The organism is Streptomyces sp. NPDC007856 (assembly GCF_042868225.1).
Classification (GTDB): Bacteria; Actinomycetota; Actinomycetes; order Streptomycetales; family Streptomycetaceae; genus Streptomyces.
The window spans coordinates 17220-41643 of the sequence record NZ_JBIAEC010000017.1 but is presented as its reverse complement, the minus strand read 5'-3'; the positions used below and the strand labels follow the sequence as shown (position 1 = coordinate 41643).

At 71.1% G+C, this 24424-nt stretch carries 20 protein-coding genes; 5 read left to right on the top strand and 15 right to left on the bottom strand.

Annotation, left to right across the window (positions count from 1 at the left end; all coding sequences use genetic code 11):
* The first annotated feature begins 19 nt into the window (after window positions 1–19).
* The gene (locus ACFYOH_RS33720; RefSeq protein ID WP_388633659.1) at window positions 20–703 is read left to right on the top strand and encodes a hypothetical protein; all 684 of its coding nucleotides are present in this window, start codon (window positions 20–22) and stop codon (window positions 701–703) included.
* Between the two features lie 16 nt (window positions 704–719).
* Here ACFYOH_RS33720 and ACFYOH_RS33715 read toward each other — a convergent pair whose 3' ends face one another.
* The 9 genes from ACFYOH_RS33715 to ACFYOH_RS33675 form a co-directional block, all read right to left on the bottom strand.
* Window positions 720–2246: an NCS1 family nucleobase:cation symporter-1 gene (locus ACFYOH_RS33715; protein WP_388633657.1), complete on the bottom strand. Its 1527-nt coding sequence runs from the start codon at window positions 2244–2246 to the stop codon at window positions 720–722.
* Window positions 2247–2363: 117 nt separating this feature from the next.
* Window positions 2364–3386: a TIGR03842 family LLM class F420-dependent oxidoreductase gene (locus ACFYOH_RS33710; RefSeq protein ID WP_388633654.1), complete on the bottom strand. Its 1023-nt coding sequence runs from the start codon at window positions 3384–3386 to the stop codon at window positions 2364–2366.
* An 11-nt stretch (window positions 3387–3397) separates the two neighbouring features.
* A complete protein-coding gene (gene hydA, locus ACFYOH_RS33705; protein ID WP_388633651.1) occupies window positions 3398–4801 on the bottom strand; it encodes a dihydropyrimidinase in 1404 nt (467 codons plus the stop codon).
* A 28-nt stretch (window positions 4802–4829) separates the two neighbouring features.
* Window positions 4830–5672 carry a nitrilase-related carbon-nitrogen hydrolase gene (locus ACFYOH_RS33700; protein WP_388633648.1) on the bottom strand — a complete coding sequence of 281 codons (843 nt, stop codon included), beginning with the start codon at window positions 5670–5672 and terminating at the stop codon, window positions 4830–4832.
* A 155-nt stretch (window positions 5673–5827) separates the two neighbouring features.
* Window positions 5828–7393 (bottom strand): PucR family transcriptional regulator, encoded by a 1566-nt coding sequence (locus ACFYOH_RS33695; RefSeq protein ID WP_388633645.1) that lies wholly within the window; start codon window positions 7391–7393, stop codon window positions 5828–5830.
* Between the two features lie 17 nt (window positions 7394–7410).
* Entirely contained in the window at window positions 7411–8694 is a 1284-nt protein-coding gene (locus ACFYOH_RS33690) for an aspartate aminotransferase family protein (protein ID WP_388633642.1), read from the bottom strand.
* Window positions 8691–9533 (bottom strand): nitrilase-related carbon-nitrogen hydrolase, encoded by an 843-nt coding sequence (locus tag ACFYOH_RS33685; protein ID WP_388633640.1) that lies wholly within the window; start codon window positions 9531–9533, stop codon window positions 8691–8693. The genes ACFYOH_RS33690 and ACFYOH_RS33685 overlap by 4 nt, the downstream gene beginning before the upstream one ends.
* Before the next feature lie 206 nt (window positions 9534–9739).
* Window positions 9740–11290, bottom strand: coding sequence for a hypothetical protein (locus ACFYOH_RS33680; RefSeq protein ID WP_388633637.1), 1551 nt, complete (start codon window positions 11288–11290; stop codon window positions 9740–9742).
* A gap of 100 nt (window positions 11291–11390) precedes the next feature.
* Window positions 11391–11642, bottom strand: coding sequence for a helix-turn-helix domain-containing protein (locus tag ACFYOH_RS33675; protein ID WP_388633634.1), 252 nt, complete (start codon window positions 11640–11642; stop codon window positions 11391–11393).
* 64 nt (window positions 11643–11706) lie between these two features.
* Between ACFYOH_RS33675 and map the strand changes: the two genes are divergently transcribed.
* Both map and ACFYOH_RS33665 read left to right on the top strand, forming a co-directional pair.
* Window positions 11707–12483, top strand: a complete 777-nt coding sequence (gene map / locus ACFYOH_RS33670) for a type I methionyl aminopeptidase (protein WP_388633631.1) — start codon at window positions 11707–11709, stop codon at window positions 12481–12483.
* A gap of 117 nt (window positions 12484–12600) precedes the next feature.
* Entirely contained in the window at window positions 12601–15165 is a 2565-nt protein-coding gene (locus tag ACFYOH_RS33665) for an ATP-dependent Clp protease ATP-binding subunit (RefSeq protein ID WP_388633629.1), read from the top strand.
* A 56-nt stretch (window positions 15166–15221) separates the two neighbouring features.
* Here ACFYOH_RS33665 and ggt read toward each other — a convergent pair whose 3' ends face one another.
* Window positions 15222–17024, bottom strand: coding sequence for a gamma-glutamyltransferase (gene ggt / locus ACFYOH_RS33660; RefSeq protein ID WP_388633626.1), 1803 nt, complete (start codon window positions 17022–17024; stop codon window positions 15222–15224).
* Window positions 17025–17167: 143 nt separating this feature from the next.
* Here ggt and ACFYOH_RS33655 point away from each other — a divergent pair, with 143 nt between their 5' ends.
* Window positions 17168–17911: a hypothetical protein gene (locus tag ACFYOH_RS33655; protein WP_388633623.1), complete on the top strand. Its 744-nt coding sequence runs from the start codon at window positions 17168–17170 to the stop codon at window positions 17909–17911.
* Window positions 17912–18018: 107 nt separating this feature from the next.
* Window positions 18019–19587: an alpha/beta fold hydrolase gene (locus tag ACFYOH_RS33650; RefSeq protein ID WP_388633620.1), complete on the top strand. Its 1569-nt coding sequence runs from the start codon at window positions 18019–18021 to the stop codon at window positions 19585–19587.
* A 192-nt stretch (window positions 19588–19779) separates the two neighbouring features.
* Here ACFYOH_RS33650 and ACFYOH_RS33645 read toward each other — a convergent pair whose 3' ends face one another.
* Genes ACFYOH_RS33645 through ACFYOH_RS33625 form a run of 5 tightly spaced genes read right to left on the bottom strand, consistent with a single transcriptional unit; the run spans window position 19780 to window position 24172 of the window.
* A complete protein-coding gene (locus ACFYOH_RS33645; protein WP_388633617.1) occupies window positions 19780–20235 on the bottom strand; it encodes a DUF6278 family protein in 456 nt (151 codons plus the stop codon).
* 15 nt (window positions 20236–20250) lie between these two features.
* The gene (locus ACFYOH_RS33640) at window positions 20251–21030 is read right to left on the bottom strand and encodes an exodeoxyribonuclease III (protein ID WP_388633614.1); all 780 of its coding nucleotides are present in this window, start codon (window positions 21028–21030) and stop codon (window positions 20251–20253) included.
* A gap of 35 nt (window positions 21031–21065) precedes the next feature.
* The gene (locus tag ACFYOH_RS33635; RefSeq protein WP_388633611.1) at window positions 21066–21701 is read right to left on the bottom strand and encodes an MBL fold metallo-hydrolase; all 636 of its coding nucleotides are present in this window, start codon (window positions 21699–21701) and stop codon (window positions 21066–21068) included.
* Between the two features lie 51 nt (window positions 21702–21752).
* Window positions 21753–23042, bottom strand: coding sequence for a 4-carboxymuconolactone decarboxylase (gene pcaC / locus ACFYOH_RS33630; RefSeq protein ID WP_388633608.1), 1290 nt, complete (start codon window positions 23040–23042; stop codon window positions 21753–21755).
* Between the two features lie 32 nt (window positions 23043–23074).
* A complete protein-coding gene (locus ACFYOH_RS33625) occupies window positions 23075–24172 on the bottom strand; it encodes an IS110 family transposase (protein WP_388633605.1) in 1098 nt (365 codons plus the stop codon).
* Between the last annotated feature and the right edge of the window lie 252 nt (window positions 24173–24424).

The following is a 24424-nucleotide window of genomic DNA, read 5'->3' as shown; positions in this document are numbered from 1 at the left end:
CCCACACGAGAAGTGAGCCGTGCGTTCCCTTCCTCTGCCGCTCGCCCTCACCGCGCGGATCTCGCCGGTCGCGGTTCTCGCCTGTGCCGGCTGGGCGCTGACGTCCGGCCCGGCCGCGCCGCCGGCTTCCGCCGGGCACCAGACGACCCAGCAGACGTCCACCCAGTCCTCCTCGTCCTCCTCGGACCCGTCGTCCACCTCGACGGCGAAGGCGTACAGCGCCGCGCCCTCCCCCTGCGCCAGTGTGCCCGCGGCGACCGTCAAGTCCCTGGTGCCGGGGGCGAAGACGACCGGCAAGGAGATCCCCTCGACCGATACCAAGCTGCGCCGCACCTGCTCCTGGAACGCCCTGCAGGGGTACGACTACCGCTGGCTCGACGTGTCCTTCGAGATCAGCGGGTCGGACCAGGAGGCCACGCAGGAGTACCAGCAGCGGGTGAAGGAGAAGAGCGGCGGCGGGGAGGTGCCCGGGCTCGGGAACAGCGCCTACTCCGTCGTCAACCTCACCACGCAGGACAAGCAGCAGACGCGCGAGGGCGTGGTGATGGTCCGGGTGTCCAACGCCCTGGTGATCGTCACCTACAACGGCAGCAACTTCGACACGAAGAAGGCGCCCGGCACGGACGAGATCAACAAGGGGGCCATCCAGGCGGCGCGGGCCGCGGTGGGCGCGCTCGGGGGCGGGCAGTCGCAGACCGGCTGACCGCCCCCGGACTCCCTTACGCGTAGGCCCCCTTGCGGCCGGTCAGCAGCGTGAGGACCAGGTACAGGACCAGGGACGTGCCGAGGCCCACCGCCCAGCCGTAGTCGGCGAGGGAGGACAGGGCGGGGATGGGGCGGCCGTCGATCAGGGGTTTGAAGCTGGCGCCGCCGATCGCCAGGACGCCGCCGGACAGGAAGGCGACGACCGCGCGCCAGTTCCAGCCGCCCGCGTACCAGTAGCGGCCGCCGGTGCGGTACAGGTCGGCGAGGTCCAGACGGGTACGGCGCAGCAGCCAGTAGTCGGCGACGAGGATGCCCGCGACGGTGCCGAGCAGACCGCCGACCAGGCCGAGCCAGGTGAAGATGTAGCCCTGCGGGTCGGAGTACAGCTTCCAGGGGAAGATCAGGACGGCGAGGACCGCGGTGATCAGGGCCCCGGTGCGGAAACTCACCTTCCGCGGCGCCACGTTGGAGAAGTCGAACGCCGGGGAGACCAGGTTGGCCGCGATGTTCACGGACAGGGTGGCCACCAGGACCGTCACGAGTGCGTAGAGCAGTCCGACCACGTTGTCCGTCTTCGCCGCCAGCTGGACCGGGTCCCAGACCGGCCGGCCGTACACCGCCTGGGAGCCGGAGGTGACCAGGACGGACAGGAAGGCGAAGAGGGTCATCGTCGTCGGCAGGCCGAGGGCCTGGCCCCAGGTCTGGGCCCGCTGGCTTCTGCCGTAGCGGGTAAAGTCCGGGATGTTCAGCGACAGCGTCGACCAGAAGCCGATCATGCCCATCAACGAGGGCCAGAAGATCTTCCAGAAGCCGCCGCCCCAACCGAGCTTGGAGGGCTGGTCGAACAGCGGGCCGACCCCGCCGGCCTTGCTGCTCATCCACCACAGCATCACGAACGCGCCGACGAGCACGAAGGGCGCGGCCCAGTTCTCGAAGCGGCGGATGGTGTCCATGCCGCGGTAGATGATCGCGACCTGGATCACCCAGAAGATCGCGAAGGACAGCCACATGGTCCAGGCGTAGCCGCCGATGTGCGCCGCGTTCGACCAGCTGTCGCCGATCAGCTTCCCGGCGAGGAAGTAGATCGCCTCGCCGCCGATCCAGGTCTGGATACCGAACCAGCCGCAGGCCACCAACGCCCGTACGACGGCGGGCAGATTGGCGCCGCGCACGCCGAACGAGGCGCGGGCGAAGACAGGGAAGGGGATGCCGTACTTGGGGCCGGCGTGTCCGGTCAGCAGCATCGGCACCAGCACGATCAGGTTGGCGAGGGCGATGGTGAACACCGCCTGCTTCCAGTCCATGCCGACGGCGATCAGCCCGGAGGCCAGCGTCCAGGAGGCCGTGTTGTGGGCCATGCCGACCCACAGGGCGGAGAAGTTGTACGTGGTCCAGGTGCGCCTTACGGCCGGGACCGGGAGCAGGTCCTCGTTGGCGTAGGGACCACTGGGCGGCGGGGTGCCAGGAGCGAGTTCCACGCGCCCGTCGGGGAGGGTAACTTGGCCGGACAAGGGTATGGCCGTGGGAGCGGTGTCGGTCATGGGCTGGCCAATCGGGGTGAGGTGGGTCGGGAGTGGCCGTGCGGGCACCAGCCCCCTCCCCGGGGCGGGGAGGGGAGACCAAGTGGGGCGTGGGGGGTTGAACTCGAAGGGGCCGGATCAGGAATTGACGGCCGGGATCACCTTCGTGCCGTAGGCGTCGATGGTGGCCTCCTGCGCGTCGTGCATGTCGTACACCGCGAACTGGTCGACGCCCAGGGCGCGGAGCGCGGTCAGCTTCTCGATGTGCTTCTCGGCCGGCCCGATGACACAGAACCGGTCGACGATCTCGTCGGGCACGAACTGGGTGTCCGGGTTGCCGCTGCGCCCGTGGTGGGCGTAGTCGTAGCCCTGTCGTGCCTTGATGTAGTCGGTGAGTGCGTCGGGGACCTGGGCCGAGTGCTCTCCGTACTTGGCGACCAGGTCGGCGACGTGGTTGCCGACCATGCCGCCGAACCAGCGGCACTGCTCACGGGCGTGGGCGAGGGCCTCCGGCGAGTCGTCGGCGGTGACGTACGCGGGGGCCGCCACGCAGATGGTGACCTCGGACGGGTCGCGTCCGGCGGCCACCGCCGCGTCCTTGACGGCCTTCACCATGTACTCGGTCAGATACAGGTCGGACAGCTGGAGGATGAACCCGTCGGCCTCCTCACCGGTCATCTTCAGCGCCTTGGGGCCGTACGCGGCCATCCAGACGGGGAGCTGGGCGCCCGGCTTGATCCACGGGAACTTCACGACCGTGCCGCCGCCGAGGTCGGCGGCCTCGCCCCGGCCGAGGGCCCGGATGACCTTCATCGCCTCGCTGATGCGCGCGAGGGTGTTGGGTTTGCGGCCCGCGACCCGCATCGCGGAGTCGCCGCGGCCGATGCCGCAGACGGTGCGGTTGCCGAACATGTCGTTGAGGGTGGCGAAGGTGGAGGCGGTGACCTCCCAGGTGCGGGTGCCCGGGTTGGTGACCATCGGGCCGACCTTCAGTTTCGAGGTGTTGGCCAGGATCTGGCTGTAGATCACGAACGGCTCCTGCCAGAGCACGGCGGAGTCGAACGTCCAGCCGTACCGGAACCCGTTGCGCTCGGCCCGTTTCATCAGGCTGATGACGCGGGAGGCCGGCGGGTCGGTCTGCAGGACGAGTCCGAAGTCCATGAGCGCCTCTCCTAGTTGAGGTACTGACAGGTGGAGCGTGGGGTGAAGGCGCCGTGCCCGGCGCGCCCGGTGTACTCGCGCTCGGTGATGACCGGCTCGCCGCGCGAGAGCACGGTCTCGACCCGGCCGGTGGTGCGCTTGCCCTCGTAGGCCGAGTAGTCGACGTTCATGTGGTGGGTCTCGGCCGACATGACCTGCTCGGCGTGCGGATCGTAGATCACGATGTCGGCGTCGGCGCCCGGGGCGATGGTGCCTTTCTTCGGGTACAGCCCGAACATCCGGGCCGGGGTGGCGCAGGCGATCTCGATCCAGCGGCGACGGGAGATGTGCCCGTCGACGACGGCCTGGTGGAGGAGGTCCATACGGTTCTCCACGCCCGGCAGGCCGTTGGGGATCTTGGAGAAGTCGCCGCGGCCCAGCTCCTTCTGGCCGGTGAAGCAGAACGGGCAGTGGTCGGTGGAGACGACCTGGAGGTCGTTGGTGCGCAGTCCCCTCCAGAGTGCGGCCTGGTGCTCCTTCGGCCTCAGCGGCGTGCTGCATACGTACTTGGCGCCCTCGAAGTCCGGCTCGGCGAGGTTGTCGGTGGACAGGAACAGATACTGGGGGCAGGTCTCGCCGAAGACGTTCAGCCCCTCGTCCCGGGCCCGCGCCAGCTCGGCCACCGCCTCCATGGCCGAGACGTGCACGACGTACAGCGGGGCGCCCGCGACCTGGGCGAGCCGGATGGCGCGGTGGGTGGCCTCGGCCTCCAGCAGGGCCTTGCGGACCTCGCCGTGGTAGCGCGGATGGGTCTCGCCCCGGGCGAGGGCCTGCTCGACCAGGACGTCGATGGCGATGCCGTTCTCGGCGTGCATCATGATCAGCCCGCCGTTCTCGGCGGAACGCTGCATGGCGCGCAGGATCTGTCCGTCGTCGCTGTAGAAGACGCCGGGGTAGGCCATGAACTGCTTGAAGGAGGTCACGCCTTCCTCGATCAGCAGGTCCATCTCCTTGAGCGTCTCCTGGTTCACATCGGAGACGATCATGTGGAAGGCGTAGTCGATCGCGCAGTTGCCCTCGGCCTTGGCGTGCCAGGTGTCCAGGCCCTCGCGCAGGGTGTGGCCGACGCTCTGCACCGCGAAGTCGACGATCGTCGTCGTACCGCCCCAGGCGGCGGCGCGGGTGCCGGTCTCGAAGGTGTCGGAGGCGAAGGTGCCGCCGAACGGCAGCTCCATGTGGGTGTGCGCGTCCACGCCGCCCGGGATGACGTACCTGCCGGTCGCGTCGATGACCCGGTCGGCGGTGAACGCCTCGGCGGCGGGGGTGCCGGAGGCGGCGAGGGCGGCGACGCGGCCGTCCTCGATCAGGACGTCGGCGTGGATCTCGTCCGACGCGGTGATGACGAGTCCACCACGGATGACGGTACGGCTGCTCATGCTGCTCCCTCGGTCAACAGTGCTGCGGTCAGGGTGCGGTCAGCGGCGTGTACGCCCCCGGTGCCCGGTCCCGGTAGAACTGCCAGCGGTCGCGGACCTCGCGGAGTTTCGCCAGGTCCAGGTCCCGTACGACGAGTTCGGTCTCCTTGTCGCTCGCCACCTCGCCGACGAACTGGGCCTCGGGGTCCACGAAGTACGTCGTGCCGTAGAAGTCGTTGTCGCCCAGGTCCTCCACGCCGACCCGGTTGATCGCGCCGACGAAGTACTCGTTGGCGACGGCCGCCGCCGGCTGCTCCAGCTGCCAGAGGTAGCGGGACAGACCGCGCGAGGTGGCCGAGGGGTTGAAGACGATCTCGGCGCCCGCGAGGCCCAGCGCCCGCCAGCCCTCGGGGAAGTGGCGGTCGTAGCAGATGTAGACGCCGATCCGGCCGGCCGCCGTGTCGAAGACCGGCCAGCCGCTGTTGCCCGGGCGGAAGTAGAACTTCTCCCAGAATCCCTGCACTTGGGGGATGTGGGTCTTGCGGTACTTGCCGAGGTAGGTGCCGTCCGCGTCGATCACGGCGGCGGTGTTGTACAGCACGCCCGGCTGCTCCTCCTCGTACATCGGCAGCACGAGGACGATGCCCAGCTCGCGGGCGAGGGACTGGAAGCGCTGGACGGTGGGCCCCTCGGGGATCCGCTCGGCGTACTCGTAGAAGGCCTTGTCCTGGACCTGGCAGAAGTAGGGGCCGTAGAACAGCTCCTGGAAGCAGAGGACTTGGGTGCCCTGCGCGGCCGCGTCGCGGGCCGCCTGCTCGTGGACCTGGATCATGGATTCCTTGTCGCCGGTCCACGCGGTCTGGAACAGGGCGGCACGGATCACTCGGCTCATCGGGACCTCCGGTAGCTCGGTGTGCCGTGAGCGTAGAAAGCCCGCGCGGGCCGTTCGATTGGCAGCGTGTCACGTCTGCGGGCCGTGCGCGTGCCACCGTGTCACGTGTGCCGGGTCCCATGTTTCACCGCCGTTTTCGCAGGTCGTCGCATGTTTCACCCCTGTTGCGCGTCATGCGCGAGGAGCGCGATGTGCACGGAGGCCGCCTGTTCGAAGTCGTCCAGGTCGACGCCGAGGCGGGACTGTATGACCTCCAGGCGGCGGTAGAGGGCGGGCCGTGAGACATGGTGGAGCTGGGCCGTGCGGGACTTGTTGCGGCCGGTCGCGAGATAGGTCCGCAGGACGTTCAGCAACTCGGGTTCGGACTCGCAGAGCAGCCCGTCCAGTTCCCGCTCGGCGAAGGACTGCACCTGCGGGTCGTCGCGCAGCAGCCGGACCAGCCCGCGCAGGTGTACGTCCTTCAGGCGGACCACGTCCGGCAGGTCGAGGGCGGCCGAGGAGTCGGCGACGGCGTCGGCGACATGCCGGGCCTCGCGCAGCCCGGCGGGCACGTCGTCCCAGCCGGTACGGGGGGCGCTGGCGGCGACCACGGCCCCTGACCCGGCGCGCAGCCGGGCCGCGAAGTGGGCGGTGAGGGCGTCGGCGTCCTGGTCGCGGGCGAGGCTGAGCAGTACGGCGGCCCGGCCGTCGGCGAGTTCGGCGACCAGCCCGGACATCCCCAACAGGCGTAGCACCCGGTCGAGTGCGTCCGGGGCGCGGCCGAGGACGACGAGCGGGACGAAGGTGCGCCGGTTGACCGGCAGCCCGGCCGCGCGCGCCCTGGGCAGCAGCCGGCACGCCGGTACGACTCCGGAGAGCAGGTCGGTGAGCAGGCTCTGCGCGGACTCCTCCTCCCAGGAGTGTGCGGAGCCGCCGCCCAGCATGCGGTGCAGGACCAGCGCCTCGGCGGCCCGGTCGGCGAGCAGCCGCCCGGTGGCCGTGTCGCCCCGGTAGCCGCACAGCAGCAGCCGGCCCCAGCGCTCCCCGCGGCCGCCGAGTTCCGCGCTGATCCAGCCGCCTTCGGCGCCCGCGCCGGCCTGCCGGGAGACCCTCTCCCAGTCGCGCAGCACGTCGTCCACCGCGGACCGCTCGCCCGCCGTGGCGAGGACGCGGTGGGCGAGGTTGGTGACCACGACCGGGCAGCCGCTGTGACGGGCGACCTCGTCCAGCAGGCGTTGCAGCGGGGCGCCGGCCGTGATCAGGGCGGTGAGTTCGGTCCGTACGGTCTCCGAGAGGCTGACGGCGGCGAACTTCCGCCGTACCAGCCGGGACTGGACCTCCTCGGTGAGCTCGGCGAACGGGAACGGCCGGTGCAGGACGACCATCGGCAGTCCGCACCGCTCGGCGGCCCGGCGCATCACCTCGGGCGGCGCCGGGAAGGCCCGCCCGAGGCCGAGCACGACGGCGGCGGCCTCCGCCCGGTGCAGCGACTGGATGTACTCGGCCTGCTTGGCCTCGTCACCGGCCAGGAGCACGCCGGTGGTGAGCACCATCTCGCCGCCGCTGAGCATCACCCCGACATCGGCGGCCTCGGCGACATGCACCCAGCGCACCGGCCGGTCGAGCTGCCCGGCACCGGCGACCACCTCGGGTTCTCCGGCGAGCACCCGTTCCAGGGTGAGCACCTGGCGGACGGAGAGGGCGGGTTCCCAGCCGTACCGGGTCTCCGAGGTGGTGGTCATGGCCGTACCGCCGTTCTCTAGTACGTACTCCTGAGCGCCCGTTCCAGGATCGCCGCGCCCTCCTCGGCCTCCGCGACGGTGAGCGACAGCGGTGGGGCGATGCGCAGGGCGCTGGTGTTGTGGCCGCCGCCCTTGCCGATGAGCAGCCCGCCCTCGCGGGCCGTCTCCAGCACGGCGGCGGCCGCCTGCGGATCGGCGTCGTCGGTGCCGGGCCTGACCAGTTCGATGCCGATCATCAGCCCTCGTCCCCGCACTTCCCGGACTCCCGGCAGCTGTGCGGCGACGGCCCGCAGCCGCTCGATGAGCAGGCCGCCGACCCGGCGGGCGTTGCCTTGGAGGTCGTGTTCGAGGAGGTAGGTGAGGTTGGCGAGACCGGCGGCCATGGTGAGCTGGGTGCCGCCGAACGTCGAAATGCTGTTGGCGTCCAGGCAGTTCATGATCTCGGCGCGGGCGATCACCCCGCCGATCGAGGCGCCGTTGCCGATGCCCTTGGCGAAGGTGACGATGTCCGGCGGGCCGCTGCGGGCGTGTGCCTGCCAGCCCCAGAAGTGCTCGCCGGTGCGGCCCCAGCCGGTCTGCACCTCGTCGGCGATCCACAGGATGCCGTGCTCCTTCAGGACCTCGCGGAAGGCGGCGTAGAGCCCGTCGGGCGGGGAGGTGAAGCCGCCGACGCCCTGGATCGGCTCGGCGATCAGCGCGGCGGGCGGGCGGGTGTGCCCCAGGATGTCCTTCAGGTCGGCGACACAGGCGTCGATGAACGCGCGGTCGTCCAGCTCGGCGAACGGGCCCCGCGTGCGCACGCCGCCGTGGACGTACAGGGTCTGCAGCGGGGACAGCGAGGTCGGCGACCAGCCGCGGTTGCCGGTGATGCCGACCGTGCTGAAGGAGCGGCCGTGGTAGCTGTTGCGCATCGCGAGGATCGTGTTGCTGCGCCGGTGGGCGGTGGCGAGCAGCAGGGCGGTGTCGTTGGCCTCGGTGCCGGAGGTGGTGAAGAAGACCCGCGCGTCCGGGATGCCGCTCACCTGGGCGATGCGCTCGGCGAGTTCGACCATCGGCCGGTTGAGGTAGAGGGTCGAGGAGTGGATGATCCGCCCGGCCTGCTCGCTGACCGCCTTGGTCACCTCGGGCAGCGCGTGCGCGGTCATGGTCGTGAGGATGCCGCCGAAGAAGTCCAGGTACTTGTTACCGGCGGAGTCCCAGACATGGCGGCCCTCGCCGTGGGTGATCTCGATCGGCTCGTCGTAGTAGAGAGCGAGCCAGTCGGGCATGACCTGGCGGTGGCGGGAGTAGAGATCGTTCACGGCTGCACCAGCCCTTCGTATGCGTCGGGGCGGCGGTCGCGGTAGAAGGCCCACTGCTGCCGCACTTCCTCGATCAGGTCGAAGTCGAGGTCACGGACGAGGAGTTCCTCGGACTTGTCGCTCGCGACCTCGCCGACGAACTGCCCGCGGGGATCGACGAAGTAACTGGTCCCGTAGAAGTCGTTGTCGCCGTACTCCTCCCGGCCGACCCGGTTGATGGCGGCGATGAAGTATTCGTTGGCGACGGCGGCGGCGGGCTGCTCCAGCTGCCACAGATAGCCGGACAGCCCGCGGTGGGTGGCCGACGGGTTGTAGACCAACTGGGCGCCGTTGAGCCCGAGTTGCCGCCAGCCCTCCGGGAAGTGGCGGTCGTAGCAGATGTAGACGCCGACCTTGCCGACGGCGGTCTCGAAGACGGGCCACCCCAGATTGCCGGGCTTGAAGTAGTACTTCTCCCAGAAGCCCTTCACCTGCGGGATGTGGTGCTTGCGGTACTTGCCGAGGTAGGTCCCGTCGGCGTCGATCACGGCGGCGGTGTTGTAGTAGAAGCCGGACTGCTCGACCTCGAAGACGGGGACGACGATCACCATCCCGGTCTCGCGCGCGAGGTCCCGCATCCGTCGGACGGTCGGCCCGTCGGGCACCGGCTCGGCCCAGCGGTAGTGCTCCGGCTCCTGGACCTGGCAGAAGTAGGGCGAGTTGAAGACTTCCTGGAACCCGATGACCCTGGCTCCCTGCCGGGCCGCCGCACGGGCGTGCTCCTCGTGCTTCGCCACCATGGACTCGGTGTCGCCGGTCCAGGTGGCCTGGACCAGGGCGGCTCGTACGACGTTGGCCATGAGCTGCTCCTTCGACGGGACCCTCAGAGCCTCTACGCCCGTAGAGGGGGCCGTAGAGGGACGAAAGTAAGCCTCCGGGAGGCCCTTGCCAAGACCATCGTCGTCAACCCGCGGAGTCGATCACGTTTCACACTCCGGTGGGTGAGCGAGGGCATCGCTCGAAGGGGTGAAACGGAGCATACCGGGATGACTCCATGGATCGCCGGTCACGTCGCGTGCCCGGCCACCCGCAGTGCGTGCACGAGATCCCAGTGCCGCTCGTCGGAGACGGCCTGTGCGGCGCGGAGCAGTAACGGCACGAGCCGGGGCGGATCGGGTACGACACTGCGGGCGGCCTCTTCCGCCGTACGGACCCGCACACAGGCGTCGAGCAGGGCCTCCGCCTCACGTCGGCGCCCCTCCCCCGCGAGCCGGAGCACCGCCGCGCCGATCTGCTCCGCCGGGCGGGCCACGCCCTGCCGCAGCATCTGCCGCCCGTCGGCCTCCCGCCCGGCGGCGGCGAGCGCGTCGGCGGCCGCGGCCAGCCGCTCCGCGGGCAGCGAGGCGGCCTCCCACAGCAGCGTCGCCCAGTCGGCGCCGAGTCCGGCGCGGTGCAGCGCGTCCGCGAGCGCCGGGAACCGCCCGACGGGCCACTGCGCGATCTCGACGAGCAGCACATGCGCCTCCCCGGTGCGCCCCTCGCCCCGCAACCGCGCGAGCCGCTCCACGACGCCGGCCACCGCCGCTCCCGTCTCGGCGTCCACCACTTCGACGGGGGCCGCCACGGGCTCGGCCGCCGGCACGCCCCCGGCGAACCGCGCCCCACGCGGCGCACGGCGCGCGCTCGCCTCCGGCATGACCGCCGACGCCGCACCCGCCTCGGCCACGTCCCCCTCTCCCATCATCCCGGCGAACCGTGCACTGCCACGGCGTCGTTTGCGGGTCTTGGCGGGGGTGCGGGGAGGCTCGGGGACGGCTGGGGGTGGGGTGGTGGCTCGGGTCTGGGGCGGGGGCGGGGGTGGAGTGCTGGCTTGGGTCTGGGGTGGGGGTGGAGTGGTGGCTTGGGTCTGGGGTGAGGGCGGGCTGCCGGCTTGGGTACGCGGCGAGGATCGGGGGGCTCGCGGGGGCTGCGGGACCGCGTCGGAAGCGGAGGCGGCGGCTTGCCGGGGCGAGTTGACGCCGGGAGGGGTGGGTTGCCGGGCCGCAGCGCCCTCGGCGGGACGGGGTCCGGGCTCGCCGCCGTGCCGCAGTGGACCCGCGTCCGGCGCTCCCCGGCGGTCCAGCTCCGTCAGTCGGGCCTGGAGTTCGGTGCACCTCGCGGTGGCGCGCTCGTGGTCGTCCTGGGCCCAGGCGAGGTCGAGGCGGAGGGACTCGGCCTGTTCCGCGGATGCGGGCGTGGACAGCAGGCGGGTGAGTTCGGCCTGGCGTTCGGCGGCGTAGCGCTGTTCGCGGAGCATCACGTCGAGGCGGTCGAGCAGGGTGTCCCGCGCGCCGGGGCGGCCGTCGTACGCCGTGAGCGCGGCCCGGTACAGGGCGCGGGCGCGTTCCCGCTCGGCGGCAGCGGCGGCGGGGCCGTACGCCGTGGCAAGATCCTCCAGCAGGGCCTGCACCACGTCCCACGGGGGCACCTCGCGTCCGTCCAGACAGGCCCGCATCCCGTCGGGGTCGCGCTGCCAGAAGACCCCGCTCCACCCTCCGCCCTGGTCCAGGCGCGCCAGCAGACCGTCCAGGTAGCTCGCGAACTCCCGCACTCCACCGGGGAGTCGATCCACCGCCATCGCTCAGCTCCCGCCCGACCGCCGGCCCTTCCGGTGGGTAGGCAACACGAGTCGTGTTACGGCACTACTACACACAGTTTTCCGGCAGAGCGCGGGCACCTCACGCGACCACCAGCGCACACCGCGCGACCAGCTCGTCCATCGACAGCCCGAGGGCCCCGGCCAGCGCGGCCACGGTGAAGAACGCGGGTGTCGGCGCCCGGCCCGTCTCGATCTTGCGGAGCGTCTCGGCGGAGAGACCCGCCTGCGCGGCGACCTCGGCCATGCTCCGGCCTCCGCGCGCCTCGCGCAGCAACCGCCCGAGCCGCTCGCCGCGTTCGCGTTCTTCGGGGGTGAGAGGGGTGCGCACCATGCGCCCATTCTAATACCGGCCTTCACCGCGACCCACCCATTAAAATACCGGTATAGTAATTGGCATGATGGAGCTGAAGACCGACAAGTCGATCGACGCGATGCACGCCGCGGGCCAGGTCGTCGGGCGGGCCCTGACGGCCGTACGACGGGCCGCGGACGTCGGCGTCTCCCTGCTGGAGCTGGACGAGGTGGCACGGGAGGTGCTGCGCGAGGCCGGGGCCTCCTCGCCGTTCCTCGGCTACCGCCCCTCCTTCGCCCCGACCCCCTTTCCCGCCGTGATCTGCGCCTCGGTGAACGACGCGATCGTGCACGGCATCCCCACCGGCTACCGGCTCCGCGACGGCGACCTGGTCTCGATCGACTGCGGCGCCACCCTGGACGGCTGGGCCGGCGACTCGGCGATCAGCTTCACGGTGGGCCGCCCGCGCCCGGCCGACCTCCGCCTGGTCGAGACGGCCGAGCGGGCGCTGGCGGCGGGCATCGAGGCGGCCGTCGTGGGCAACCGCATCGGCGACATCGCCCATGCCGTCGGCCGGACCTGCCGTACGGCCGGTTACGGCATCCCCGACGGCTTCGGCGGCCACGGCGTGGGCCGCCGTATGCACGAGGACCCCGAGGTCCCGAACGAGGGCCGCCCCGGGCGAGGGCTGCCGTTGCGCCCCGGCATGGTCCTCGCCATCGAGCCCATGCTCATCGCGAGCGGCAAGGACGCCTACCACGCGGCGGGCGACGGCTGGACCCTGAGGACGAGCGACGGCTCCCGCGCGGCGCACGTCGAGCACACGGTGGCGATCACGGACTCCGGTCCAAGGATCCTCACGGCAAGGGAAACCGCCTGAGGAGTGCGGGCCGCGGGCGAACATGCCCACCCCCACAGATCGTGACATCGTGGGCATGAGCAACCCACACCGGGTTACCCGGCCGCTCCGTATGTCGTCAGCGAAGGAGCCCATGCCATGACCGACGGCTACCCTCCTGACCCCTTCGGTGAGTTCCTGGCCCGCTTCTTCGGTGGATCCGGCGGAGCCCGTGGCGCGCCGCGCCACATCGACATCGGGCGCCTGCTCAGCCAGCCGGCCCGCGAGCTGGTCCGAGGGGCCGCCCTGTACGCCGCCGAGCACGGCAGCCGGGACCTGGACACCCAGCACCTGCTGCGCGCCGCCGTGGCCGCCGAGCCCACTCGGAGCCTGCTGAGCCGGGCGGGCGCGGACCCGGACTCCCTCGCGTCGGAGATCGACGACCGGGCCGGCCCGCCCCAGCACCCGCCGGGCGAGGTGCCCCCGCCGACCTCGCTGTCGCTGACCCCGGCCGTCAAGCGCGCCCTGCTGGACGCGCACGACCTGGCGCGGGCGAGCGGCGCCGGGTACATCGGCCCGGAGCATGTGCTCAGCGCGCTGGCGGCCAATCCGGACTCGGCGGCCGGCCACATCCTGAACGCGGCCCGCTTCTCGGCGGGCTCCCTGCCCACCGAGGCCCCCGAGAGCACCCCGGTCCGGGTGGAGCGGCAGCGCGCCACCGGCACGCCCACGCTGGACAAGTACGGCCGCGACCTGACCGAGCTGGCCCGGCAGGGCCGGATCGACCCGGTCATCGGCCGGGACACCGAGATCGAGCAGACCATCGAGGTGCTGTCCCGGCGCGGCAAGAACAACCCGGTGCTGATCGGGGACGCGGGCGTCGGCAAGACGGCCATCGTGGAAGGCCTTGCCGAGCGCATCGCCGACTCGGACGTCCCGGACGTCCTGGCGGGCCGCCGGGTCGTCGCCCTGGACCTGACCGGCGTCGTCGCCGGCACCCGCTACCGGGGCGACTTCGAGGAGCGCCTGAACAACATCGTGGAGGAGATCCGCGCCCACTCGGACAAGCTGATCGTGTTCATCGACGAGCTGCACACCGTCGTGGGCGCGGGCTCCGGCGGCGAGGGCGGCTCGATGGACGCGGGCAACATCCTCAAGCCCGCCCTGGCCCGCGGCGAGCTGCACATCGTGGGCGCGACCACGCTGGAGGAGTTCCGGCGGATCGAGAAGGACGCGGCGCTGGCCCGCCGGTTCCAGCCGATCCTGGTGCCCGAGCCCACGGCCGAGGACACCATCGAGATCCTGCGCGGGCTGCGCGACCGGTACGAGGCCCACCACCAGATCCGCTACACCGACGAGGCGCTGGTCGCCGCCGTGGAGCTGTCCGACCGGTATCTCACCGACCGGCGGCTGCCGGACAAGGCGATCGACCTGATCGACCAGGCGGGTGCGCGGGTCCGGCTCGGTGCCCGGACGAAGGGCGCGGACGTGCGCGCGCTGGAGCGCGAGGTGGAGCAGCTGGTCTGCGACAAGGACCAGGCGGTCGCGGGCGAGGACTACGACAAGGCCAAGGAACTCCGCGACCGGATCGGCGAGCTGAAGCAGCGCATCGCCGAGGCGAGCGACGAGGACAAGGCCGACGAGGGGCTGGACCTGGAGGTGACGGCGGAGGCCATCGCCGAGGTGGTGTCCCGGCAGACCGGCATCCCGGTCAGCCGGCTCACCCAGGAGGAGAAGGAACGGCTGCTCGGCCTGGAGGAACACCTGCACCAGCGGGTCATCGGCCAGGAGGACGCGGTCGCCGTGGTCTCGGAGGCCGTGCTGCGCTCCCGTGCTGGGCTCGCGAGCCCGAACCGGCCGATCGGCAGCTTCCTGTTCCTCGGCCCGACCGGCGTCGGCAAGACCGAGCTGGCCCGGGCGCTCGCCGAGGCGCTGTTCGGCAGCGAGGACCGCATGGTCCGGCTGGACATGAGCGAGTACCAGGAGCGGCACACCGTCTCCCGGCTGGTCGGCGCCCCGCCCGGGTACGTCGGCCACGAGGAGGCCGGTCAGCTGACCGAGGTGGTGCGCCGGCACCCGTACTCGCTGCTCCTGCTGGACGAGGTGGAGAAGGCGCACCCGGATGTCTTCAACATCCTGTTGCAGGTGCTCGACGACGGCCGTCTCACCGACTCCCAGGGCCGGACCGTGGACTTCACCAACACGGTGATCGTGATGACCAGCAACCTCGGCTCGGAGGCGATCACCCGGCGCGGTGCCGGGATCGGGTTCGGGCCGGGCGGCTCGGCGGCGGACGAGGAGGCGCGGCGCGAACAGATCCTGCGGCCGCTGCGCGAGCACTTCCGGCCGGAGTTCCTCAACCGCATCGACGAGATCGTGGTCTTCAAGCAGCTGACCGGTGGGCAACTGCGGCAGATCACCGACCTGTTGCTGGAGAGCACCCGGCGGCTGCTGGACGGGCAGGGCGTCTCGGTCGCGTTCACGGACGCGGCCGTGGACTGGATCGCCGAGCGCGGCTATCAGCCGGAGTACGGCGCCCGGCCGCTGCGCCGCACGATCCAGCGCGAGGTGGACAACCAGATGTCCCGGCTGCTGCTGAACGGCACGATCTCCGAGGGCAGCCGGGTGACGGTGGACGTCCGGGACGGACGGCTGGACTTCCGCACCCAGGAGACCCCGCCGCCCGCCACCGAGGAAACCGAGCCGCCCGCACCGGAGTTGTAGGCCTGCGACGCGCTACCGGGTCGCAGGCCTGCGACACTCCTACGACACGCCGCGGCCTACGGCGCCGGATCCACGACCATCGCCGAGCCGCCGCCGCGACGTACCTTCTCGGCGGCGGCCAGCCACTTGCCGCCTGGCAGCCGCTGTACGCCGGTCGCCGCGCCGATCTCGGGGTTGAGCTTGAAGGAGTGCCCGAGGGCCTCCAGCTGCTTCCTCAGGTCGCCGTTGTACAGGGCGGGTTCGAGTTCCGTCTGGGCAGCGTTGCGCTGGCTGGCGCGGGGTGCGGCGATGGCGTCGACCAGCGGCAGACGCCGGTCCAGGAACTCGGTGAGGGTCTGCAGCACGGTGGTGATGATGGTCGCGCCACCGGGCGAACCGAGCGCCACCACGGGCCGGTTGTTCTTGTCCAGCACGATCGTCGGGGAGATCGAGGAGCGGGGCCGCTTGCCCGGCCCCGGCAGGTTCGGGTCGTGCACGGCCGGGTTGGCCGGGGTGAAGGAGAAGTCGGTCAGCTCGTTGTTGAGCAGGAAGCCCCGGCCGGGCACGGTGATGCCGCTGCCGCCGGTCTGCTCGATGGTGAGCGTGTAGGAGACGACGTTGCCCCACTTGTCGGCCACGGTCAGATGCGTGGTGTTCTGGCCCTCGTACGTCGTCGGGGCCGCCGTACCGCCCTTGCCGCAGGCCGCCGGGTGGCGCGGGTCGCCGGGGGCGAGCGGGCTGGTGAGGACCGCGTCGTCCTTGATCAGGCAGGCGCGCGAGTCGGCGTACTCCTGCGACAGCAGCTCTTTGGCCGGTACGTCCTCGAAGGCGGGGTCGCCGACCCAGCGCCCGCGGTCGGCGAAGGCGATGCGGCTGGCCTCGATGAAGTGGTGCAGGTACTGCACCTGGCTCGCCTTCGAAAGGTCGGTGTTCTCCAGGATGTTGAGGGCCTCGCCGACCGTGGTGCCGCCCGAGGAGGAGGGGGCGATGGAGTACACGTTCAGGCCGCGGTACGACGTCCTGGTGGGCGCCTGGAACTTGGCCCGGTAGACGGCGAGGTCCTTCTCCTCCAGCTTGCCGGGGCGGGCGTTCCAGCCGGAGGCGGGGTCCACGGGCGGGTGCTCGACCGTGTTGACGATGTCGTCGCCGATGTCCCCGCGGTAGACGGCGCCGACGCCCTCGCGGCCCAGCTCCTCGTAGGTGCGGGCCAGTTCGGGGTTCTTGAAGGTGGAACCGACGACCGGCAGCTGTCCGTTCGGCAGGAACAGCTTCGCGGTGTCCAGGAAGTAGCGGAACCGGGTCTCGTTGGACGCGGTCTGCGAGCGGAAGGTGTCGTCCACCGTGAAGCCGTCACGGGCGATCCGCTCGGCCGGCTTCAGGACCGTGCCGAGCCGTTTGCTGCCCCACTCGTCCAGCGCGGTCTGCCAGGTCGCGGGCGTGCCGGGGGTACCGACGCTCAGGCCGCTGCTGACGGCGTCGGCGAAGGCGAGCGGTTTGCCGTTCTCCACGAACAGGTCGGAGTCGGCGCTGAGCGGCGCCGTCTCGCGGCCGTCGATGGTGTGCACCGTGCGGGACTTGGCGTCGTAGTAGACGAAGTAGCCGCCGCCACCGATGCCCGAGGAGTAGGGCTCGGTGACGCCGAGCGCGGCGGCGGTGGCGACGGCCGCGTCGACCGCGTTGCCGCCGTGCCTGAGTACCTCGATGCCGGCGGCGGAGGCGTCGGCGTCGACACTGGCGACCGCGCCGCCGTAGCCCACCGCCACGGGAACCTTGGTGGGGGTGCCGCTCGTTGTCGCGGCGGGTGGCGCCGCCGCCCCCACCGACACCAGCGCGGCCGAGACCGCGACGACCGCCAGTTTCCGCGTGCCAGGACGACCCATCCGAACCTCCCGTCGGGACAGTCCGCCGCAGCGTAGCCAGATTGCCGTAGTACCGACAGTACGCCTCGGTCACTCGCCATACGACCGTCACAGATCGAACACGGGTACGTAGCCGTTCCCCGGGCCCGCTACCATGCCCGGCCATGAACGACGACGTGCGCAACATCGTCCTGGGCCTGGTGGCGACCGCGATATCGGCCTCGCTGGGCTGGCTCGCCCGCACCTATCTGTGGCGCCGCAAACTGCGGCGCAAGCAGGCGTTCTTCGGGCTGCCGGAGAACTCGGAGTCGCTGCTCGTCGTCAACCGCGACCCGGCCGCCACCGAACCGGCGGTGCATCGCTTCGACGTGTTCGCGCTGCTGGAGCTGTCCGCGCTCATCAAGGACTGCGGTGCGCACGCCCAGGTGGTCACCCAGGACGCGGTCCAGCAGGGCTTCGGCGAACGGACCGAGTTCTGTGTGGGCGGGCCGTCCTCCAGCCGGCGGATGGCCGCGCACATGTCGGCGATGCTGCCGGGGGTGTCGGTCAACACCGACCCGGAGCCCGGGCCCGAGCGCAGCGCCTTCCGGATCAGCGGCGAGCACTACCGCATGGAGCGGGGCGTCAGCGAGTACGTCCTGCTCGCCCGGGTCACCGCGGGTGGCCAGAGCCGTCCGGTGTTCCTCTGCTGCGGCCAGAGCGCCATCACCAACCAGGCCGCCACCCGTTATCTCGCCCGCCACCACGAGCGGCTGCACCGCAAGTACGGCACCGGGTCCTTCGTACTGCTGCTGAAGGTGGTCAACTCGCAGGCGTACGGCCCGGATGTGGCCGAGCTGGTGGCGGACGTGACGCGGGCAGCACGGACGCCACTGCCCGAGACGGCGTCCGCCGACACGGCCGCTTAGCCGTTCAACAAACTTTACTGGCACGTAACTTACCGACGGGTTACTTGCGGTAAGAGGTCCCGGTTACCGTCGGGTCACTTTGCACTTGACCAATGAAGGAGTGACCCATGGGACACGGTCGCACCGCTCTGCGCACCGCCGCCGCAGGAGCCGTCTCGGCTGCGCTCATCGCCGGCGGCGTCGTCGGCCTCGCGCCCGCCGCTCAGGCCGGCACGCCGTCCTTCCGGTTCGTCGACATCACCGGCGACGGCGGCACCGTGCTGAAGGCGAACGTCGTCACGCCCGCGGGCGCCGACGGCTCGCACAGCTACCCGCTCATCGTGCTGCCCACGAGCTGGGGCCTGCCCCAGGTGGAGTACCTCGCCCAGGCGCAGAAGCTCGCCGACGCCGGCTATGTGGTGCTCACCTACAACGTGCGCGGTTTCTGGCAGTCCGGCGGACAGATAGAAGTGGCCGGTCCGCCGGACATAGCGGACGCCTCCAAGGTCATCGACTGGGCCCTCGCCAACACCCCGTCCGACCCGCGGCACGTGGGCATGGCCGGGGTGTCGTACGGCGCCGGGATCAGCCTGCTCGCCGCCGCGCACGACAAGCGCATCAAGGCCGTGGCCGCGCTGAGCGGCTGGTCGGACCTGATCGACTCGATCTACTCGGGCCGCACCCAGCACGTCCAGGCCGCCGCCGTACTGGACGGCGCCGCCACCCTCACCGGCCGGGAGAGCCCCGAAGTCCGGGACATCTTCGACCACTTCTACGCCTCGGACCTGTCCAGGGAAAAGGAGATGATCGACTGGGGGCGGAAACGTTCGGCCGCGACCTATGTCGACCAGCTGAACAAGAACGGCGCGGCCCTCATGCTCGCCAACGCCTGGGGCGACACGGTCTTCCCGGCCAACCAGTACGCCGACTTCTACCAGAAGCTGACCGTGCCCAAGCGGCTCGAACTGCGCCCCGGCGACCACGCGACCGCCGAGCTGACCGGCCTGTTCGGGCTGCCCAACGACGTCTGGACGGACACCGAGCGCTGGTTCGACCACTATCTGAAGGGCGCCGACAACGGCATCGACCGTGAACAGCCGGTCCAGTTGAAGTCCCGTAGCGCGGGGGGATACGAGGGCTACCCGGACTGGAAGTCGGTCGAGGCGACACGGCGGAAGTTCGCGCTCACGGGCTCCACCACCATCCACGCGAACGTCGACTCCGGCGCGGACGGCGGGATCGTCTTCCTCTCCAGCATCCTCGACCAGGTCGCCCAGGTGCCGCCGATGGCCGCCATCCCGCTGCTGCCGCGCCGTTTGGCGGCCGTGTGGCAGTCGGAGCGGTACGGCAGCACCCAGCAGGTGCGCGGCACGGCCACCCTGCACACCACGCTGACCCCGACCGCGGAGAGCGGCACGTTCGTCGCCTACCTGTACGACGTGGGGCCGCTCGGTATCGGCAAGCTCGTCACCAACGCGCCGTACACCTGGCACGGGCGGACGCCCGGCGAGCCGTTCGACGTCGACCTGGACCTGTTCTCCACGGCCTACGACGTACCCGCCGGGCACCGCCTCGCGCTGGTGGTCGACACGGTCGACCCGCTGTACATCGAGCACAACCCGTCCGGCGCGCAGCTGACCTTCTCCTCGCTCCCGGACGACCCGTCGTACGTGTCCGTCCCCGTGCGCGAGCAGTGATCTCCGGCTGCCGCCGGACGAGCATGGCCCGTGTGAACTGCCGCCCCCTGGGGTCTCGCAGCATGCAGAACGGCACATCTTAGTCGAGGGTCGGCGGCGATGGGCCTCCCGGCGGGAAGGAACTCCTCCGCGCGCAAAGGGGCGTCCGCGTGGTGTACGTGAACTGGCCGGTGTCCAGGGGGAGACACCGGCTCAGTTCTCCGCGATCTCCGCGTAGAGCTGGGACAGCTCGGGGACGCCGCTCGCGGCCCAGTCCTGCCCGGCGCCCGCCACCTCGACCTCACGGCCGGAGGCCAGCCGTACGACGGGCTCGCCGTCGGGGCGGATCAGCCAGGCGGCGCCGGGCACGGTGCGCACCACGACCGTGCCCAGATACAGTCCCGCGTCGTTGCCCAGCCAGGGCAGGATCTCGGCGTCGTCGCGCCAGCGCGGGACCAGCTGGTCCAGGGCCTCCAGGGAGGCCGGGGTGTCGTCGAGGCGGACGCCCGCCCGGGCCGCCTGCGAGCGGAGCAGTTCGCACTCGGACAGCAACGCGGCGATCCCCTCGGGGTCGGCGGGGAGCTCCCCCGCGCTCGACTGCGCTCGCGCGGGGGCACCCCCACCGTCGCCGTTCTTCTTGTGCCGGTGGCCCAGGAACGGAAGGTTCATGGACCCAGCGTGGCATCAGACGTCGAGGTCGACCACCACCGGAGCGTGATCGGAGGCACCCTTTCCCTTGCGCTCCTCGCGGTCGACGTAGGAGTCCTTGACGGCCTTGGCGAAGGGTCCGTTGCCGTACACCAGGTCGATGCGCATGCCGCGGTTCTTCGGGAAGCAGAGCTGGCGGTAGTCCCAGTACGTGAACGGGTGGTCGTACTTCAGCGGGCGCGGCACCACGTCGTTCAGGCCGGCCTCGCGCAGGGAGACGAGGGCCGCGCGCTCGGCCGGGGTGACATGGGTGGAGCCCTCGAAGGCGGCCACGTCGTAGACGTCGTCGTCCGTCGGTGCCACGTTGTAGTCGCCCATGACCGCGAAGGGGCGGCCGCCCTGTGCGTCGCCGTACACGGCCGCCTTCAGGGCCTCGAACCACTGGAGCTTGTACGCGTAGTGCGGGTGCTCCACCTCGCGGCCGTTCGGCACGTACACCGACCAGACGCGGACCGGGCCGCAGGTCGCCGAGATGGCGCGCGGCTCGGTCACGCCCTCGAAGCCGGGGTCGCCGGGCAGGCCCTTGACGACGTCCTCGATGCCGACGCGGGAGAGCACCGCCACGCCGTTCCACCGGCCGGTGGCGTGGACCGCCGACTCGTAGCCCAGCTCGCGCAGCTGGTCGAACGGGAACTGCTCCTCGGCGACCTTGGCCTCCTGCAGGCAGAGCACGTCGGTGCCGCTGCTCTCCAGCCAGGCCAGCAGCCTCGGAAGGCGGGCGGTGATCGAGTTCACGTTCCAGGTGGCGATGCGCATGCCTCACAACCTACCCGGAGCCACTGACAACGGACTCAGACCTCCGCAGACGCCCCCGGGGTCAGCCGCTGGTGGTCCGTGCCGCCCAGGGCGCCGATCTGGCGGTCGTAGATCGGGCGGGCCAGGTCGGTCAGCAGGGCGTCGTGGACGTCGTAGGCGCGGCGGGGCCGCACCTCGCGGACGTAGTCGATGACCTCGGAGATCTTGTTCCACGGCGCCATCACCGGCAACATCAACGTCTCCACCGGGTGGTTGGGGACGGTGAGGGCGTCGCCGGGGTGGAAGACCTTGCCGCCGTCGATGAGATAGCCGACGTTGGTGATCCGCGGGATGTCCGGGTGGATCACCGCGTGCAGTTCGCCGTGGACCTGCACGTCGAAGCCGGCCGCGGTGAAGGTGTCGCCGTGGCCTACCGTGTGCACCCGGCCCGGGAAGGCCGCTGTGATCCGTTCGGCGACGGACCTCAGCGTCCAGATCCGGGCCGCGGGGTTGTTCTCCATGGCGGCCCGGAGCCGGAACTCGTCGAAGTGGTCCGGGTGCTCGTGCGTGATCAGGATGGCGTCGGCGCCGAGTGCGGCGTCCTCCTCGCTGAAGCCGCCGGGGTCGATGACGAGCGTCTGACCGCCCTTGTCGAGACGGACACAGGCGTGGGACTTCTTCGTGAGCTTCATGTCACACCATCCTGCCGGACCCACCGCCCGCCTCGCGCGGCACGGCACGGCTCACTCGGCGGGCGTGGTCTCCTCCTGGATGACCAGCCGGGCCACCCGGAACGCGCTGTTCGCGGCCGGCACCCCGCAGTACACGGCGGCCTGGAGCAGCACCTCCTTGATCTCGTCCGGGGTGAGCCCGTTGCGCAGGGCGGCCCTGACGTGGCCGGCCAGCTCCTCCAGATGGCCGCCCGCGATCAGCGCGGTCAGGGTGATGCAGCTGCGGGTACGGCGGTCCAGGCCCGGCCGGTCCCAGATCTCGCCCCAGGCGTAGCGGGTGATGAACTCCTGGAACTCCCCGGCGAACCCGTCGGCCTCGGCCAGCGCCCGGTCCACGTGCGCGTCGCCGAGCACCTCCCGGCGGATCTTGAGCCCGGTCTGGTACCGGTCGGCCTGCGCGGCAGGCTGCGCCGGTACGGCGGCCGGGGCGATCTCGGCGACCGGCGCGACGTGCGGCGCCGCGGCGATGGCCGGGCTGACCGGGGCGGCCGGCAGGGCGATCTGGCCGGTGTCGTAGGGCTGCTGCCAGGCGGTGGAGAAGTGGTGCACCAACAGGTCGGTGACGGCCGCCGGCTGCTCGACCGGGACCAGGTGCGAGGCGCCCGGGACGACCGCGAGCCGGGCGTCCGGGATGCCGGCGACCAGGGTGCGGGCCTCGGCGGGCCCGGTGACCTGGTCGTCGGAGCCGACGAGCACGAGCGTCGGCACGCCGACCCGGCCCAGCTCGCTCCGTACGTCGAACGAGGCGAGCGCCTCGCAGGCGGCTATGTAGCAGCCCGGGTCGGTGGTGCGGACCATCTGCACCGCCCACTCGGTGATGGCCGGCTGGGCCGCGGCGAACCCTCCGGTGAACCAGCGGTCCGGTGAGGTCCGGGCGATCGGGTCGAGCCCGTTCGTACGGACGATCACCCCGCGCTGGCGGAACTCGTCGGCGGTCCCGAACCGGGGCGAGGCCGCGACCAGCGTCAGCGAGGCGAGCCGCTCGGGGTGGCGCAGGGCCAGCTCGATACCGATGGCACCGCCGAGCGCACAGCCCGCGTAGCCGAACCGCTGCACGCCAATGGAGTCCAGCGTGGCCAGCAGCCGGGTGGCCAGCTCGGCGACGGATCCGGCCGGGTGGGCGGGGGCCCCGCCGTGACCGGGCAGGTCGAAGCGCAGGACCCGCCACTGCTTGGTCAGCTCCGGCACCTGGCGGTCCCACATGTGCCATGTGGTACCCAGTGAGGGACCCAAGATCAGGACCGGAGCGTCTTCTGGCCCGTCAAAGCGGTATTGCAGGGTGTTCATCGGTGTCTCACTCACCCGACTGACCCTCTCATCTGTCACGGACGCCCCTATAACAGGGGGACGCTGGATACCGTCCTGACCAGGTTGAAGACCTCTCGGGCGGCATATCGCTTGAGGCATCGGATGATCTCGCGTCGGGTCTTGCCCTCCTGGGTGCGGCGTTCGAAGTACGCCTGCGTGCGCGGGTCGTGGCGCAGACGGGTGAACACGATGCGGTGCAGGGCGGCGTTCGCCCGGCGGTCGCCGCCGTAGTTGAGCCGGCGCGTGCTCCGCCGGCCCGACGAATACTCGACTGGGCTGACTCCGCAAAGGGCAGCAAAGGATGCTTCGGTGTTCAGCCGCTCGGGGTTGTCTCCCATGGTGATCAGCAGGGTGACGGCGCTGTCCGGGCCGATGCCCACCGGTACGAGCAGCTGTGGGACGTGACGTTCGACGAGCCGGGTCAGGCGTTGGTTCAGCTCATTGATCTGTCCGGTGAGCTGTTCGATGCGTTCGGCGAGCATGCGCAACGTCATGTGGGTGGCCTGGGCCACCGCGTCCTCGTCTCCCCCACCATCGGGCGGGCTGAGGGTCGCGCAGGTGCGGAACAGCTCGGCATTGCCCAAGCTCGACAATTGCTCCCGCAGGGCGGGGTCGGCGATGACCAGGACGGCCTTGAGCTGGTTGATCGCCTGGGTACGGGCCTTGACCGCGGAGTCCTTGGCGAGTTTGTAGATCCGGGCGCTGTGCACGGGTCCGTCGCCGGATTTGGCCTGGGCTCGGGCGCGACCGCTGAGCACGGCTCGCGCTGCGGCCTGCGCATCGAGCGGGTCCGACTTCCCGAGCAGACGGCGAGCCGACCGGTCGGGCCGGTTCACTTCAAACACCTGGATCTGCTGGGTCACCAGGTAGCGGGACAGACCCGCGCCGAAGGTGCCGGTGCCCTCCACGCCGGCCCGGCGCACCGTCCCCCGCTTGCGGGCCCACACGAGCAGCTGCCGATAGCCCGCCGCTGTGGCCGGAAACGACTCGTTACCCAGGACCTTCCCCAGCGGGGAGATCACGGCGGCGACATGCATCTCGCCGTGCGTGTCCACGCCCAGTACGACCTCTCTCCGCACGGGCGGGTCCGTGTTCGAGGAGGTGCTGCGCTGTCTGGTCGTCATGGTGGTTCGCCTCCCGCGTGGTGACGTGCTGGGTGGATGGCACCGGCCCGCATGGGCGGTCTGAACCGTGATGGCGCCTGAACTCGGCAAGGCCCCTATTGGGACACGCCCTGTGGCTCGGTACCAGCAGGCGCCATCCCGCAACGGCAGTCGACAAGCCAGTGACTGGACACTCCGGTCATAGATCTCACGAGTCAGACCCCCGCCCGGGAAGGCACTGCGCAACCGTCCCATCGATCCCGGCACAACGGC

Bases quoted from the DNA above. Each gene is read 5' to 3' on its own strand.
- ACFYOH_RS33715 (WP_388633657.1), bottom strand. From the start codon at position 2,246: ATGACCGACACCGCTCCCACGGCCATACCCTTGTCCGGCCAAGTTACC.
- ACFYOH_RS33710 (WP_388633654.1), bottom strand. From the start codon at position 3,386: ATGGACTTCGGACTCGTCCTGCAGACCGACCCGCCGGCCTCCCGCGTC.
- hydA (WP_388633651.1), bottom strand. From the start codon at position 4,801: ATGAGCAGCCGTACCGTCATCCGTGGTGGACTCGTCATCACCGCGTCG.
- ACFYOH_RS33700 (WP_388633648.1), bottom strand. From the start codon at position 5,672: ATGAGCCGAGTGATCCGTGCCGCCCTGTTCCAGACCGCGTGGACCGGC.
- ACFYOH_RS33695 (WP_388633645.1), bottom strand. From the start codon at position 7,393: ATGACCACCACCTCGGAGACCCGGTACGGCTGGGAACCCGCCCTCTCC.
- ACFYOH_RS33685 (WP_388633640.1), bottom strand. From the start codon at position 9,533: ATGGCCAACGTCGTACGAGCCGCCCTGGTCCAGGCCACCTGGACCGGC.
- ACFYOH_RS33680 (WP_388633637.1), bottom strand. From the start codon at position 11,290: ATGGCGGTGGATCGACTCCCCGGTGGAGTGCGGGAGTTCGCGAGCTAC.
- ACFYOH_RS33675 (WP_388633634.1), bottom strand. From the start codon at position 11,642: ATGGTGCGCACCCCTCTCACCCCCGAAGAACGCGAACGCGGCGAGCGG.
- map (WP_388633631.1), top strand. From the start codon at position 11,707: ATGATGGAGCTGAAGACCGACAAGTCGATCGACGCGATGCACGCCGCG.
- ACFYOH_RS33665 (WP_388633629.1), top strand. From the start codon at position 12,601: ATGACCGACGGCTACCCTCCTGACCCCTTCGGTGAGTTCCTGGCCCGC.
- ggt (WP_388633626.1), bottom strand. From the start codon at position 17,024: ATGGGTCGTCCTGGCACGCGGAAACTGGCGGTCGTCGCGGTCTCGGCC.
- ACFYOH_RS33655 (WP_388633623.1), top strand. From the start codon at position 17,168: ATGAACGACGACGTGCGCAACATCGTCCTGGGCCTGGTGGCGACCGCG.
- ACFYOH_RS33650 (WP_388633620.1), top strand. From the start codon at position 18,019: ATGGGACACGGTCGCACCGCTCTGCGCACCGCCGCCGCAGGAGCCGTC.
- ACFYOH_RS33645 (WP_388633617.1), bottom strand. From the start codon at position 20,235: ATGAACCTTCCGTTCCTGGGCCACCGGCACAAGAAGAACGGCGACGGT.
- ACFYOH_RS33640 (WP_388633614.1), bottom strand. From the start codon at position 21,030: ATGCGCATCGCCACCTGGAACGTGAACTCGATCACCGCCCGCCTTCCG.
- ACFYOH_RS33635 (WP_388633611.1), bottom strand. From the start codon at position 21,701: ATGAAGCTCACGAAGAAGTCCCACGCCTGTGTCCGTCTCGACAAGGGC.
- ACFYOH_RS33625 (WP_388633605.1), bottom strand. From the start codon at position 24,172: ATGACGACCAGACAGCGCAGCACCTCCTCGAACACGGACCCGCCCGTG.